Below are 13314 nucleotides of genomic sequence, written 5' to 3'. Positions count from 1 at the left end.
CTACTCGTCGATTTCACGGACCACCGTCGCCGGGTTCCCCTGGACCACCACGCCCGCGGGAACGTCCTCGGTGACGACCGCGCCCGACGCGACGACGCTACGGTCGCCGACTGTCACGCCCGGATTCAGGACGGCCTGGCCGCCCATCCAGACGTCGTCACCGACCGTCACGGGCTTGCCGTACTCGATACCCGCTGCGCGTTCGGCCGGGTCCAGCGAGTGTGTCGCCGCATAGACCTGGACGCCCGGCCCCAGCAGACACCGGTCGCCGAACTCGATCCGACAGATGTCGAGAAACACGCAGCCGAAGTTCGCGAAGAAGTCGTCGCCGACGTGGATCTGTTCGCCGTAGTCACAGCGAACCGGTGGTTCGACGACGATCGACTCGCCGATCGATCCGAAGAGCGTGTCGAGTAGCTCCCGCCGCCGACCGTCTGCGCCGGGATCGGTCCGGTTGTACGCGCGGGTCAGTTCACGCGCCCGTTCGCGCTCGGCGACCAGTTCGGGATCGCTCGGGTCGTATCGCTCGCCGGCGAGCATCTTCTCCTTCTCGGTTGGCATACCTCCGATAGACACAGCGGTGGGTTAACAGCTCGGAGGACTCGGCGGCGAGTTCTGTCGACTTATATTCGTTCCCGCGTTACCCCGGACAGATGGTCGAGATTCGGCTCGCCAGACCGGCCGACGCGCCGGCCTGTCGTGAGATCTACGCACCGTTCGTCCGGGATAGCGCGATCACCTTCGAGACCGACCTCCCGAGCGAGGCGGCGTTCACCGAACGTCTCACCGAGACCCTGGAGCACCGCCCCTGGCTCGTCTGTGAACACGACGGGCAGGTGCTCGGATACGCCTACGCCAGCCCACACCGGAACCGGGACGCGTACAAGTGGGCAGTCGAGTCGTCGGTCTACGTCGCCGAGGGCGCCCGCCGCAGCGGTGTCGCTCGCGGGCTTTACAGGTCCCTGTTTGCCGTCCTGGAACGACAGGGGTACCGGACCGTCTACGCCGGGATCACCGTTCCGAACCAACCCAGTCGAGCCTTCCACGAAGCCATGGGGTTCGATCGGGTCGGGACCTACGAGAACGTCGGCTACAAACACGGCGAGTGGCACGACGTGGAGTGGTGGGGGCGCACGCTCCGAGACGACGATGAAGCTCCCTCTGAACCCACTCCGCTCGATTCGCTGGTCCAGGATCGAAAGGTGTCGGCTCTGGCGACCGGAACGGACGAGATTTCGCTCTGAGGGGGCTATCGAGCAGGAGAGCACGGTCTACACAGCGCAGCGCTGTAGCAGAATCGAACCACCTTCGAAGCCAGTGTGTGTACTGCTCAGGCAGTCATACAGTCGTGTTCCGGCTGACTATCGACGAAGATCGTTCCGTCGCTCGCCACAGTCACAGTTTGGTCTGGCAGTTCGAACCTGAGTGTCCACGGACTGGTACTGTGTTCTACAAGCTGGTCCACGGCGTCCAGGTCGATATACTCGCCGAGTGTAATCTCCAATTCGTCCGGTTCCACGCCTTTGCTATCGGCGACGGCCTCTGTGATTGCCGGGATCAGGGAGCGGACCATATCGTGGGTTGAAGTGACAGAATATAAAAAGAAATGCCCTACTTGTTAGGATGTGGTGGAAATTAGACCAATCTGAGTAGGCGGATAACGCGGTGTGTGGACTGTTCGGTGACACCCCGACCACCAACTGCTATATCCCTCCAAACCGTGGATTCCGTATGAACCAGGTGGTCGCCGATTTACTCGCCCATAACGCCGAACACGCCGACTCGTTTCGATCCCGGTTCGGCGACGTGCAGGACGCACAACATCCCGAAGCCGTCACTGTCTGTTGTGCTGACTCCCGTGTCCTGCAAGACCACATCTTCGGCAACGACGACCCCGGCCATCTGTTCACCTGTAGCAACATCGGGAACCGCGTCGTCCAGCAGACCACGTCGGGCGAGGCCGTCTCCGGCGACGTGCTCTATCCGCTGGCACACACCGGCACGAAGACCGCCGTGGTCGTCGGTCACACCGGCTGTGGGGCCGTCACTGCGACGTACGACGATCTGACCGAGGGCCTCTCGGAGCCCCCGGGAATCGAACACTGTCTCGGCCTGCTCAAACCACACCTCGAAGCCGGTGTCGACGCGCTTCCCGACGACATCGATCGCGCGGGCGCGATCAACCGGCTCGTCGAGTACAACGTCGATCGGCAGGTGGAGTTCCTCCGCGAAAGCGACGACGTGGCTGACGACGTCGACGTCATCGGCGTCGTCTACGACTTCCAGGACGTGTACAGCGACCGCCGTGGCGAACTCCAGGTCGTCAACGTCGACGGCGAGACGAGCGTCGACACGCTCCGTGAGCGGTACCCCGAGATCGGGGATCGGATCGATCGCCTCTGGGAGTACTGAGCGGGCAGTGCTGCGAGGGCGCCAGTTCTGTGACGCGTCGATACGGTACGTGCTGTCAGCAGCCGACGCTTCGATCCGAACTCCCCAGTGCGTCAAGAGTCATGAGGAACGGATCTCCCGAACAGTATCGGTTAGCTGCCGCTCTCACCGGTTCTCTCGTTGTTCGACCTTGTTCAACTCGATGAGCAACCGGAACATCGCTTTCACGAGGTTCGCGTCAACGTCGAACTGTTGGGCGTTCTCGCCGGCGCGGTCCATCACGGCCTGTTCCTGTTGCTCGTCGGTCGTCGGCAGGCCCTGTTCGTCTTTGACTTGCGCGATCGTGTCGGCGACGTAGGTCCGCTGTGCGATCTTCTCGACGATCTCGCGGTCGATAGTCCGGATCTCGTCGCGCAGTTCCTCCAGGGACATGTCTTCGGGGGTTGGCTCTGAACTCATGCTGTCTGTGTTCCCGCTGTCTGTGTGGTCGTCAGTAGTGTCTCTCCGTCTCGGCGGTCCCAGTAGCTCTTGACGGTTTCGAGTGCCTCACGGTCGCCGACGGCGGTAAACGAGGGGCCGGTTCCCGAGAGGGAGACGCCCTCGACGGCTGCCATCCCCTCGACGAGCGGATCGGTGTCGTAGCCCAGCGCGGCACAGAACGCCAGGCCGTTGACCGTCATCGCCCGCTGGTACTCCCCGTCCAGTGCGAGGTCCTCGACCAGTCGGGCCATCGGAGCGATCTGTTTGCAGCGCTCGACATCGGCGTCCGCAGAGAAGGACTGTTCGGGTGGGGACCAGACCAACACGTCCCACTCGACGGCCTCGCGGGACAGCAGGTCGTCGGTCTCGTTGTCGGTGACGGTGACCCCGCCCAGCATCGAGGCCGAGGCGTCGTCGAACGCGCCGGTGATCGTCACGCCGACGTCGCGGGCTGCCATCACGCCGAGTCGAGCCATATCCGCACGCGACATCTGGTCGGTCGCGTCGAGGGCCTCCAGCGTCGCCATCACCGTGGCGTTGGCGGCCGCGCTGGAGCTTTTCAACCCGGAGGCCATCGGGACCTCACTCTCCGTATAGACGTGCCCGCCGCTAGCGTCCTGGTCGCCGTGGGCATCGATGACGTATTCGACACAGCGTTCGATCAGTCGCGTATCCGCCTCGGGCGCGCCGTCGATCGCGCCGGTGACGCCCGTCTCCGTGGTCACCTCGACTGTCGCAGTCGTGTACTCGTCGATGGCGAACGCCGATCCGCGCCCGGTCGCGAGGGCGTTGAGGACGGTGCCCGCCGCCGGTGCCACTGCCTTACCTTCCATCGACCGCTACTCCCGTCCGGGAGTACTTACCACCTGTGGAACCAGCGGTCGGATCGACAGCGCGTGGCTTTTGCCTACCCGGATGAAACGTCGCGTATGAGCAACCGTTCGGACATTCCGCCGGATACGCTGTCCGTCGAACTCACCGAAGACGGCGTCGTCGTCGAGTATCTCGACGGCAGGCGCGTCTACTACTACGGCGTCCCCGAAACCGTCGAGGGCAGCGTCCGCACGCCGCCCGGAAAAGACACCCACGTGCTGGTGACCGACCGGAGCGAGACCACGGGCATCCTGGTCTACGTCAACGACCTCCGGACCCACGACGACATCCTCGAAGAGACCGGCGTCGGCCGCGTCATTCTCGACGACGGCGACGACGACGAGTTGTTTCCCGGGATCACCGTTCGGGACGAACAGATGCGTGTCGTCGTCGACGTGGACTTCGACGTCGCTGACGGTCGGATCTTCGTCTTCGAAGAGGACGAACTCGGCGAACGGAGTTACGAGGTCGTTCCGGAGACGGACTAGCGAGTGCCGAGACCCCGCGGGATGGCGCCGTTACTCTTCCATATACTGCGCTTCCCAGTCGCGTCGAGCCTCGATCTCGCGACGCCCCCTGCGTGTCAGCGTATAGAAGTTCGTCCGCCGGTCACGCTGTCCTTTCTCGACGAGTCCTTTGTCGACGAGCGTGTCGAGATTCGGATAGAGGCGTCCGTGGTGGATCTCCTTCTCGTAGTACTCTTCGAGTTCGTCCTTGATCGCCAGCCCGTGGGGTTCCTCTAATCCGGAGATGACATAGAGGAGGTCGCGCTGGAAGCCGGTCAGGTCGTGCATAGGGTTCTCCTGCTCACACATTACTGTCTAAATCTTTTAAATATGTCGGAACAGAGGGTTTCCGGTCAGTCTGGAGATCCGTACACCGGATAAGACCGCCTGGAAAGAGCCCGGAAGGGACGAATCACGAACGATGGGTTTCGAGTCAGGAATTCTTCACTCCCCGGAAGATGACGATGAGGTATTACTTGTACTGGAACGATACACCGAGGGCACACACTTGGTCGGTCCGAATAAATCCGTCCCGCCTGCGGTCCGCGGCCGACAGGCTCCTCGAACAGTGACGGGCAACGAGACGGAACGACAGCACTACCGCTGTTCGGTGTCGATCAAGCGAAGTAAGTGGAAAGCGGTCGTGAGAAAACACGACCGCTTGCCGCCCTGAATTGGTCCCCGCTGACGCTTCGGCCCTCCAAGCGAAGCGTCACTTAGGCGAAGGAGAGTGAGGAACTTAAATGTACCGGCACCGGTGAGAGCGTGTTATCTTTCGAAGTGGTTGTCCGAGAATCAAATTGTCGGGGACCGGGTTCCACGTAAGGGAGTGAGCGCGGAACGCACTTGAGTCCTCGGCGTCGAGAGTACCGCATGAGAGTCCGCGGTGAGCGGGAGTGTCAGGACTGTGGGACCCGCTGGTCCTACTACGAGACCGGAAGTATCGCCTGTCCGGAGTGCGGGAGCGTCCACAGCGTGGGGATCGACGATCGGACGCGTCACACGGACGCCCCTGCGACGCTCGACCTGACGCCGGTCCGGAACCGGATCGAACGGGATACGGTCGAGGAACTCGCGACGCAAGCGGCGGAGCGCTGTCGGAGCTACGCCCGCAAGCGGGGGTTCATCGACGCCGGCGAGCTTCGACCCCTCGACGAGACGTTCGTTGCTGCGCGGGAACTCCAGGCAGTGGGCGACGAGATCGGACGCGGTCTCCGGGTCGAGGACGACGTGGAATTGTACTTCTACGACCTGCTGAGCGGTGCCGACGCGGGCGAGCGGCCGGCGCCGGACGAGGTACCGTCGACACTGCGATCTCCCTACGGACTGGCGATGACCGCTGCCGTCGAGGACTACCAGCGCGACCTCCGGACGTACCTCGACGACCATCCGAGCGAGCAGGCGCGACGGCTCTCCGGACGTATTCGCGATCACCGCAAACGGATCGAGGCGCTCGACGGCGACATCGAGCCCGCCGACGCAGACCGGCTGGTCAGCGCGGCCCGCGACCTCGGACGGTTCGCGAGCGAGGGCGACGAGAACGCCTACGTCACCGCCGACAACTGGCTCGCCGGGATCGAGGACGGCTCGTAGCTCACCGGACCCGACGGAGCAACGCCGCGTCGAGGGCGGATTCCGGGATCGCGTCGGTCCAGGCGACCTCGACGATCCCCTCGTCGGCGAGGCCCGGGTCCGCTGTCAGCGTCGTGGTCTCGGGAGTCGCCCGATAGGTCCCGAAGTGGAACTGGGACGAGCGATCCCCGTGGGCGACGGTGACCTCGCTCACGGCCAGCAACTCCTCGACGGCGACCGTGACGCCGGTCTCCTCCCGGATCTCTCGGACGAGTGCCTCGGCACGGCTCTCGCCCGCCTCGACGCCACCGCCGGGGAGCTTCCAGGTCGCGTCCTCGTAGCTGTCGCCCTCACGGACGAACAGGACACGGCCGTCGTCATCCTCGACGAGTCCGCCGACGCCCCACTCCAGGCCGTCCTCGATCCGACGCTGGATCGATTCGAAGCTCGCGGCGTCGGTCTCTCGCGTGACTCGGCGCGTCACCACATCCCGGTCGGTAAACGCCTCCAGGGACATCGTTCAGGGGAGGTCGACGTCGATCCCGTGCTGGCGGCTCGCGGCTTTGACGGTGTTGTACAGCAACATCGCGCGGGTCATCGGCCCGACGCCGCCGGGGACCGGCGTGATCGCGCCGGCGACCTCCTTGGCGCTCTCGAAGTCGACGTCACCGACCAGTTCGCTCCCTTTCTCGGTGTCGGCGTCGACGCGGTTGATCCCCACGTCGATGACCGTCGCACCCTCCTTGAGCATCTCGCCGTCGATCATCTCCGGGACGCCGGCGGCCGCGATCACGATGTCCGCCGCGCCCGTCTTCGCGGCGAGGTCCTCTGTCCGGGAGTGACAGACCGTCGTCGTCGCGTTGCCGCCGGGCGCTTTCTGGACGAGCAGGTTCGCCATCGGCTTGCCGACGATGTCCGATCGGCCGACGACGACGGCGTCTTTCCCCTCGGTGTCGACGCCGGCTGCTTCGATCAGTTTCTGGATGCCGTGGGGGGTACAGGGTTTGTACCGGGCGTCGCCCGCGACCAGGCGGCCGACGTTCTCGGGGTGGAACCCGTCGACGTCCTTCTCGGGGTCGATCGCCCGCAGGACCGCCCGATCGTCGACGTGGTCGGGGACGGGCATCTGGACGAGAATGCCGTTGACGTTCCCGTCGGCGTTGAGGTCGTCGATAGTGTCGTACAACTCGTCGGCGTCGGCTTCGGGGTCGATCTCGATGTCGATGGCCTCGATGCCGACCTCCGCACAGTCGTCCTGTTTCATCGAGACGTACGTCTCGCTTGCGGGGTCGTCGCTCATCAGTACCGTCGCCAGCGACGGCTGGACGCCCTCGTCTGCGAGTTGGTCGATAGCCGTCGCGAGGTCGTCCCGCACCGACTGGGCGACCGCGTTCCCGTCGATAATCTCTGTCATCACCTGGAGTGGGACTCCCACGAGGCAAAAACGTCACTATGACACTGTCGGTAACGGTGTCACAGTCACGCGTGGCTGGCTACGGGCACGCCTCGACGGTGAACTCCCGACGGTCGCCCCCTTGCTGCCGGGGGCTCGTCGCCCCGTCCGGAAGCCCGACGAGCATCGCCTGCCCGCCGTAGCCGTGGGTCTGGTCGTGGCCGCGGACGACGACACAGGAGACCGAGTCGGGGATCGAGACGGTCTCCGACCGCGTGAACGGGGCCGTCGAGTGTGCGTGCAGCAGCTCGCGTCGACCGAGTTGTTCCCCGTCGAGCGTCTCGACCTGCCACCAGTCGGCGTAGCCGTCCTCGCCGTCGTCGTCGTGGTAGAGCGCCACGTCGAACCGGTACTGGTCATCGTCGGTGGACTCGACCGCGACACCGACGACGTTAGCCTCACGCAGATCGAGTTCGGGAGTCGCGGTACCGTCCGCCTCCGTCCGGCGATCCGTCGGCGTATCGCCTTCGGTCGTCGTCTGCTTGGCCGACGTGGCCGTCGGTCCGCCCTCGTCGCCTTCCGACGACTCGTTACAGCCGGCAACTGTGACGAGGCCGCCGCCGCCGACGAGCCCGAGAAGCCGGCGTCGTGTCGGCGTGTCCATGCCGGTCCGCTCGTCAGGACGAGAGAAAAGTCCCCGGTCAATGTGTGTCGACGACACCATCGAGGAACCGACGGATGTGGTCGTTCACGGCCGCGGGCCGCTCCAGGTTCACAGTGTGTCCCGCATCCTCAACCGTCTCGAACTGGGCGAGCGGTAACGCGTCCGCGGTCTGTCTGCCGAGGTCCGGGGGGATCGCCGCATCTTCGGCACCGTGGACCACGAGTGCCGGGCAGTCGATCGCCGTAAGTCGGTCGACCGTTCCGGGCCGATCGAGCCAGGAGTGAACCTCGTTGTAGACGGCCCCACCGCGGTAGGTTTTCCAGCGAGCGATCCAGTCGTCGACGAGTGCGGGCCGTTCGGTGCGGGTGGTCTCGCCGAACAGCGACTCCGCGATCCCGTCAGCCATCGGCGACGGGACCGTCGACTGGCCCGCCAGCGGCTCGACCAGCGCGCCGTACTGCTCCCGTTGTGTCGGTGAGTGGGGCAGGGCGGTGCTGTCCAGCAAGACGAGCCCGGCGACGCGGTCGGGCGCAGCCAGCGCCGTCCGCAGGGCGACGAACCCGCCCATCGACATGCCGACCAGAACCGGCCTGTCCATCGCCAGTGCGTCTATCGCCGCGAGGCAGTCGGCCGCGAGGTCGTCGAGGTCGTACGGGTCGACGGCGTGTTCGGTCCGCGCACGGAGATCGTAGGCAGCCACGCGGTAGTCGTCGGACAGCGCTCGGCGCTGGGGATCGAACATCGTCCGGTCCATCAGCGTCCCGTGGAGACAGAGGACCGGCGGGCCATCGCCCGAGACAGTCGACAGCGCGCCGATCCGCTCGCGGTACATCGCGGTCGGAGCCCCGCCTGGCATCGGCTGCTCGGAGGACTCAGGCGATAAAAACCGTCGGGGAAGACGACTCAGTCGTAGAGCGGGTAGTCGTCAGTGAGTTCGTCGACGCGGTGGCTGACCTCGGCGACGACGCTCTCGTCGTGGGGCGCGTCGACGACTTCGGCGATCAGGTCCGCGACTTCGCGGCAGGCGGCCTCGTCGAAGCCACGCGTCGTCAGCGCGGGCGTGCCTGCCCGGATACCCGAGGGGTTGAACGCCGAGCGCGTCTCGCCTGGCACCGTGTTCGCGTTCAGGACGATCCCGGCTTCTTCCAGTGCTTCTTCGACCTCTTTGCCCGTCGTGTCCGGATGAGAGGGTCGCAGGTCGATCAGGACGAGGTGGTTGTCCGTGCCCCCCGAAACCAGTTCCAGCCCGTGGTCCTGGAGTTGGTCGCCCAGCGCTTTCGCGTTCTGGACGGTCTGGTCGGCGTAGGCCTCGAACTCGGGGTTCAGTGCCTCCCCGAAGCCAACCGCCTTGCCCGCGACGTTGTGCATCAGCGGCCCGCCCTGGGAGCCAGGGAACACCGCGTTGTCGATGTCGTCCGCGTACTCCTCGTCGCACATGATGATCCCACCCCGGCCCGCCCGGATCGTCTTGTGGGTCGACCCCGTCACGAAGTCCGCGATCCCGACCGGCGACTGGTGCACTCCGGCGGCCACCAGGCCCGTGATGTGTGCGATATCCGCCAGATGGTAGGCGCCGACGGAATCAGCCGCTTCCTGAATCCGCTCGAACTCGACCTCCCGCGGGTACGCCGAGTACCCCGAGACGATGATATCCGGCTCGAAGGACTCCGCCGTCGCGGCCAACGCCTCGTAGTCGATGTAGCCCGTCTCCTCGTCGACCTCGTACTGCTCGACCTCGTAGACCTGGCCGGCGAAGTTTGCCGGGTGACCGTGACTGAGGTGGCCGCCGTGGGTCAGATCCAGCGAGAGGATCTTGTCGCCCGGGTCCAGAACGGCGAGGTAGACGCCCATGTTGGCCTGGGAACCCGAGTGGGGCTGGACGTTGACGTGCTCGGCACCCCACAGCTCTTTGGCGCGCTCGATCGCCAACTCCTCGACATCGTCAGCGAACTCACAACCGCCGTAATAGCGCTCACCCGGATACCCCTCCGCGTACTTGTTCGTCAACTCGGAACTCTGGGCCTCCATGACCGCCTCCGAAACGTGGTTCTCGCTGGCGATCATCGCCAGCGTCTCGTTCTGTCGCTGTCGCTCGCCCTCCAAGGCGTCTGCGACCGCCGGGTCCGCCTCCCGTACTGTCTCGTAGGTCATATTCTCCACTCGGGACGGCCCCGTCAATAATCTACCCTTTGGGTGCGGGGCATGTCAGAGTGTCACAGAACCATCACGGGGACCAGCAGATCCCCTCCTGTGCTCCGGCGGGTCGATCTGTCGACCAGCATGTATATATCCCAGAAAGACACACGATAGCACATATGGTCACCTGGGGGGTGACAGACCCGGCAGACGAGTCCGCCTCGACAGTAGCTGGTGGCGTCTCTGACGAGGATGTCCCAGCAGCTATCCGCGCACAGCTCGGGCAGTGCAACGAGACGACTGACCGCCCGATCCCCCGTCGAACCGACGGAAGCTTCGCCGGCGAGACGGCACGACTAGTCCTCCCGGGGAGCGAAACGACGGTAACGTCGCTCTCGTGTGACGCCCAGTACCAGCTGACAACCGCGTCCGAACTCCCCGACGGTGGGTTCCTCGTCACGACGACGGTGCGAACGGCTGGCGGCGACACGACCGATCCGCTGACTGGCCGTGCCTGCCGGGTATTCGTCCGCTTCGAGGGACCTGCATCGCTCCGACCGACCGACGACGGCGTCGTCCTCTCACTTTGGGACCGGAAACCCGTTACCGTTGGCTACCGGGAGGTCGCACGCACGACGCCGGGTCGAATCACGGTCCCGGATTCTCCGGCGGGTATCGCAGCCGGTGTCTCCGCGCTGAGCGTTGCGCACCACACCATCGCACCGTCGCGGTCCCATCCGGGACTCCGGGATCATCCACCCCTGTTGACAGTCGGCGAGTCGCTGTCGGTTCCGGACGGTGTGCAGAGCGACCGCACGGAGACCGGCATCGAACTCCGACTCCCCGCGGAACTCCCGTCAGTGTTCGTGGCAGCACCGCTGGCGTACTATCTCGGGGCGGAGATGAGTATCGCCGACCGAAACACGCCTGTGTTGACTACGGCTGACGGCGCCGTCCACCACGAGTTCGACCCGCTGCCTGCGTTCCAGCAGGATGTCGCGGCGCTGTTGCGGCACGTCTTCTATCTCGACTGTCTTGTCAGACGGGTCGATCCCAACCGCGCCAACGCGAACCTGCTTGCCGATATCGACATCGATCCCGCAACGGTACAGGAACTCTCGCCCGCCGGTCGCCTCGATCGGTATCTCGATATCCCGGCCGGCAGAGTGGCTGAGTCTCTGCCGGACTGGCATCTGTCGACGTACGCACGCCCGTCGGCCGGACGCGTTCGCTGTCTCCCCTTCCTGCTCGACAAGCTCAGCCTGATCTACCTGCCGGATGGGACCGAACTCGACCGGAGCGACCTGCTAGAGCGGACGCTCTCGGACGCATACCCGACCCGGGGTGCGCGCGCCGACCGATCGTCGGTCCTCGCCCCCAACCTGCAGGCCGGTCGGATTCACGCCTGGCTCGCACCGGGGACACCGATCGACGCACACAAGACGATCCCGGCGGCCTACGAGAACCGATACCGGTTCCGGGACCGAGACAACGACCGGCTCCAGGTCGCAGTCGTCCTCAACGACCGCGAGATGGGCGACGAACACAGTGCCGTCGCGGAGATCTATCGCGAGCGGGCAGACGGCCTCCCGATGGACGTGACCGTCCACGAACAGCTCCCGACCGACTGTCTGGGAAGTGTCTTCGAGGCGAACAACGACTTCGTCCACTACATCGGCCACTGTGACGAAGACGGGCTCCGCTGTCCCGACGGGTCCTTCTCGGCCTGTGAACTCACCGAGGTGCAAACGCCGACGTTCTTCCTGAACGCCTGTGGCTCGTACGACGAGGGACTGGACTTCGTTAGACGGGGAGCGGTTGCGGGAGCCGTGACGTTCACCGACGTACTGGACAAACACGCGGCCACAGTCGGAACCGCGTTTGCACGGCTGCTGGTCCACGGGTTTAGTATCGACCGTGCGCTCCAGCTTGCACGGCGCCGGATCGTGATGGGGAAAGACTACGCGGTCGTCGGCGACGGGACGTACGCGATTCTCCCCAGCCCGGGTGAACCGGCCGTCCTCTGGCTCTCTGACGGCGACGACGGGTACAACCTCACGTACGATGTCGTCTCACCGCGACGCGCGGGCGAACGCTACCAACTCCCGTTCGACGGCGGGACCGAAGCTATCAACGGTCGTACCCGAGAGTACACAGTCACCGCCAGCGAACTCGTCGATGTCCTCAAAGAGCGGTCGCTCCCAGTAATCTACGGTGGCGAGTTCCACTGGTCGGAGGAACTCGCAGACACACTCGGGCAGTAACCGAACAGCGCCGTTCGACAATCGATTTCGCCCGGGAACCGTCTTGGTATCTGTTGATACGGGAGCAAATTGCAGTCAGTTAATGCTTCTGAGAGAATATATTTATGGTAACACGTAACTGGGTGTTTACAGTACTGACGAGAATTCAATGAGTTCGAGAAAATAAAATTAAATACGATAGGCTTCTATATACTTAGTTATACCATGAGTGCTGCGCTACTGCACGACGACAGCCGCTCGATGCTGTCAACGATACTCACGGAGGCAGCAGAGCCGTTGTACATCGTCAACCCGTCACGGGAGACGATCTCGGAACTCGTCTCGACCCTTCAGCGAGTCGAAGACGCCCCGACGGTCCGTATGCTCGCGGACGAACGGGCGCTGAAAGACGTCATGGACGATTTCCTCGTCGCGAGTACGGCCGCCGATCTGATCGAGACCGGGCAGCTCTCGCTGCGGGTACTCGACGACGTTCCGAACCATTCCATCGCCGTAACACCCGAGACGGTCCACGCGATCGTCGAGATCGGCGATACGGCAAGCGGCCTGGGAACCGAGGACGACGAGTTCGTCGAACAAGCCTACGACCAGTACAGCGCCGAGTGGTCCGATGCGGAGGAGTATTCGCTCCGGACGCCTCCGCTCTCGCGCGTCCAGTCGACGCTCGAGTCCGACATCGGGCCGGAGACGGCGACGGACTTCGACAGCGTCCTCGACTCCCTGACCACGGCCCGTGGCGACGGTGATGGACTCGACGAGGTCACGATCAGTCTCCTCGTCGCCGCCCGGAACGGTGAACTCCTCTATGACATCAGTAAGTGGGGTGAGGACATCGGGCTAGCGAGCAAGGCGACGTTCTCCCGGACGAAGACCAAGCTCGAAGAGATGGGGCTGATCGACACCGAGAAGGTTCCGATCGACGTCGGTCGTCCGCGACTCCGCCTGCTGCTGGGGGACGAACGGCTCGAAAACGCCGATGCCGACGAACTCGCGACAGTCGCTCAAAGCATCCTCGCGGCCTGAACCGAGACATAC

The 13314-nt window shown here is 64.5% G+C and carries 16 protein-coding genes; 6 read left to right on the top strand and 10 right to left on the bottom strand.

The genetic code is table 11. The annotated features are described in order from the left end of the window. Positions 1–561 (bottom strand): sugar O-acetyltransferase, encoded by a 561-nt coding sequence (locus VJ109_RS15550; RefSeq protein WP_324757993.1) that lies wholly within the window; start codon positions 559–561, stop codon positions 1–3. 92 nt (positions 562–653) lie between these two features. Here VJ109_RS15550 and VJ109_RS15545 point away from each other — a divergent pair, with 92 nt between their 5' ends. Next, complete coding sequence (locus tag VJ109_RS15545; protein ID WP_324757991.1) at positions 654–1244, top strand: arsinothricin resistance N-acetyltransferase ArsN1 family B; 591 nt, start codon at positions 654–656, stop codon at positions 1242–1244. Between the two features lie 86 nt (positions 1245–1330). Here the strand turns inward: VJ109_RS15545 and VJ109_RS19545 are convergent, their stop codons facing one another. After that, positions 1331–1573 (bottom strand): HalOD1 output domain-containing protein, encoded by a 243-nt coding sequence (locus VJ109_RS19545; protein ID WP_434737263.1) that lies wholly within the window; start codon positions 1571–1573, stop codon positions 1331–1333. Positions 1574–1731: 158 nt separating this feature from the next. Here VJ109_RS19545 and VJ109_RS15540 point away from each other — a divergent pair, with 158 nt between their 5' ends. Continuing rightward, complete coding sequence (locus VJ109_RS15540) at positions 1732–2412, top strand: carbonic anhydrase (protein ID WP_324757989.1); 681 nt, start codon at positions 1732–1734, stop codon at positions 2410–2412. A gap of 144 nt (positions 2413–2556) precedes the next feature. On the opposite strand, the gene VJ109_RS15535 is transcribed toward VJ109_RS15540, so the two are convergent. Further along, positions 2557–2850, bottom strand: coding sequence for a chorismate mutase (locus VJ109_RS15535; protein WP_324757987.1), 294 nt, complete (start codon positions 2848–2850; stop codon positions 2557–2559). Beyond that, the gene (locus VJ109_RS15530) at positions 2847–3704 is read right to left on the bottom strand and encodes a shikimate kinase (RefSeq protein WP_324757985.1); all 858 of its coding nucleotides are present in this window, start codon (positions 3702–3704) and stop codon (positions 2847–2849) included. Before VJ109_RS15530 ends, VJ109_RS15535 begins: the two co-directional genes overlap by 4 nt. Before the next feature lie 96 nt (positions 3705–3800). Between VJ109_RS15530 and VJ109_RS15525 the strand changes: the two genes are divergently transcribed. Next, the gene (locus VJ109_RS15525) at positions 3801–4232 is read left to right on the top strand and encodes a DUF5796 family protein (RefSeq protein WP_324757982.1); all 432 of its coding nucleotides are present in this window, start codon (positions 3801–3803) and stop codon (positions 4230–4232) included. Positions 4233–4262: 30 nt separating this feature from the next. Here VJ109_RS15525 and VJ109_RS15520 read toward each other — a convergent pair whose 3' ends face one another. Next, positions 4263–4538, bottom strand: coding sequence for a PadR family transcriptional regulator (locus tag VJ109_RS15520; RefSeq protein ID WP_324757980.1), 276 nt, complete (start codon positions 4536–4538; stop codon positions 4263–4265). A gap of 585 nt (positions 4539–5123) precedes the next feature. Between VJ109_RS15520 and VJ109_RS15515 the strand changes: the two genes are divergently transcribed. After that, positions 5124–5843: a DUF7117 family protein gene (locus VJ109_RS15515; protein ID WP_324757978.1), complete on the top strand. Its 720-nt coding sequence runs from the start codon at positions 5124–5126 to the stop codon at positions 5841–5843. Position 5844: 1 nt separating this feature from the next. Here VJ109_RS15515 and VJ109_RS15510 read toward each other — a convergent pair whose 3' ends face one another. The 5 genes from VJ109_RS15510 to glyA all read right to left on the bottom strand — a co-directional run bounded on the left by VJ109_RS15510 (position 5845) and on the right by glyA (position 10030). Continuing rightward, the gene (locus VJ109_RS15510; protein ID WP_324757976.1) at positions 5845–6339 is read right to left on the bottom strand and encodes an NUDIX hydrolase; all 495 of its coding nucleotides are present in this window, start codon (positions 6337–6339) and stop codon (positions 5845–5847) included. Between the two features lie 3 nt (positions 6340–6342). After that, positions 6343–7236: a bifunctional methylenetetrahydrofolate dehydrogenase/methenyltetrahydrofolate cyclohydrolase gene (locus tag VJ109_RS15505; protein WP_324757974.1), complete on the bottom strand. Its 894-nt coding sequence runs from the start codon at positions 7234–7236 to the stop codon at positions 6343–6345. A gap of 79 nt (positions 7237–7315) precedes the next feature. Continuing rightward, a complete protein-coding gene (locus VJ109_RS15500; protein ID WP_324757972.1) occupies positions 7316–7879 on the bottom strand; it encodes a hypothetical protein in 564 nt (187 codons plus the stop codon). Between the two features lie 37 nt (positions 7880–7916). Continuing rightward, positions 7917–8735: an alpha/beta fold hydrolase gene (locus VJ109_RS15495; RefSeq protein ID WP_324757970.1), complete on the bottom strand. Its 819-nt coding sequence runs from the start codon at positions 8733–8735 to the stop codon at positions 7917–7919. Between the two features lie 47 nt (positions 8736–8782). Then, a complete protein-coding gene (gene glyA, locus VJ109_RS15490; RefSeq protein ID WP_324757967.1) occupies positions 8783–10030 on the bottom strand; it encodes a serine hydroxymethyltransferase in 1248 nt (415 codons plus the stop codon). A gap of 164 nt (positions 10031–10194) precedes the next feature. On the opposite strand from glyA, the gene VJ109_RS15485 reads away from it, so the two are divergent. Continuing rightward, the gene (locus VJ109_RS15485; RefSeq protein ID WP_324757965.1) at positions 10195–12279 is read left to right on the top strand and encodes a hypothetical protein; all 2085 of its coding nucleotides are present in this window, start codon (positions 10195–10197) and stop codon (positions 12277–12279) included. Between the two features lie 204 nt (positions 12280–12483). Further along, positions 12484–13302 carry a transcriptional regulator TbsP gene (tbsP, locus tag VJ109_RS15480; RefSeq protein ID WP_324757963.1) on the top strand — a complete coding sequence of 273 codons (819 nt, stop codon included), beginning with the start codon at positions 12484–12486 and terminating at the stop codon, positions 13300–13302. The last annotated feature ends 12 nt before the right edge of the window (positions 13303–13314 follow it).

The sequence above is a fragment of the Haloarcula montana genome (genome assembly GCF_035666295.1).
Lineage (GTDB): Archaea > Halobacteriota > Halobacteria > Halobacteriales > Haloarculaceae > Haloarcula > Haloarcula montana.
The sequence above is the reverse complement of the archived record's forward strand: the minus strand, read 5'-3'. Positions and strand labels throughout refer to the sequence as shown.

Coding starts and splice junctions, on each gene's coding strand:
- VJ109_RS15550 (WP_324757993.1), bottom strand. CDS start 561: ATGCCAACCGAGAAGGAGAAGATGCTCGCCGGCGAGCGATACGACCCG.
- VJ109_RS15545 (WP_324757991.1), top strand. CDS start 654: ATGGTCGAGATTCGGCTCGCCAGACCGGCCGACGCGCCGGCCTGTCGT.
- VJ109_RS19545 (WP_434737263.1), bottom strand. CDS start 1,573: ATGGTCCGCTCCCTGATCCCGGCAATCACAGAGGCCGTCGCCGATAGC.
- VJ109_RS15540 (WP_324757989.1), top strand. CDS start 1,732: ATGAACCAGGTGGTCGCCGATTTACTCGCCCATAACGCCGAACACGCC.
- VJ109_RS15535 (WP_324757987.1), bottom strand. CDS start 2,850: ATGAGTTCAGAGCCAACCCCCGAAGACATGTCCCTGGAGGAACTGCGC.
- VJ109_RS15530 (WP_324757985.1), bottom strand. CDS start 3,704: ATGGAAGGTAAGGCAGTGGCACCGGCGGCGGGCACCGTCCTCAACGCC.
- VJ109_RS15525 (WP_324757982.1), top strand. CDS start 3,801: ATGAGCAACCGTTCGGACATTCCGCCGGATACGCTGTCCGTCGAACTC.
- VJ109_RS15520 (WP_324757980.1), bottom strand. CDS start 4,538: ATGCACGACCTGACCGGCTTCCAGCGCGACCTCCTCTATGTCATCTCC.
- VJ109_RS15515 (WP_324757978.1), top strand. CDS start 5,124: ATGAGAGTCCGCGGTGAGCGGGAGTGTCAGGACTGTGGGACCCGCTGG.
- VJ109_RS15510 (WP_324757976.1), bottom strand. CDS start 6,339: ATGTCCCTGGAGGCGTTTACCGACCGGGATGTGGTGACGCGCCGAGTC.
- VJ109_RS15505 (WP_324757974.1), bottom strand. CDS start 7,236: ATGACAGAGATTATCGACGGGAACGCGGTCGCCCAGTCGGTGCGGGAC.
- VJ109_RS15500 (WP_324757972.1), bottom strand. CDS start 7,879: ATGGACACGCCGACACGACGCCGGCTTCTCGGGCTCGTCGGCGGCGGC.
- VJ109_RS15495 (WP_324757970.1), bottom strand. CDS start 8,735: ATGCCAGGCGGGGCTCCGACCGCGATGTACCGCGAGCGGATCGGCGCG.
- glyA (WP_324757967.1), bottom strand. CDS start 10,030: ATGACCTACGAGACAGTACGGGAGGCGGACCCGGCGGTCGCAGACGCC.
- VJ109_RS15485 (WP_324757965.1), top strand. CDS start 10,195: ATGGTCACCTGGGGGGTGACAGACCCGGCAGACGAGTCCGCCTCGACA.
- tbsP (WP_324757963.1), top strand. CDS start 12,484: ATGAGTGCTGCGCTACTGCACGACGACAGCCGCTCGATGCTGTCAACG.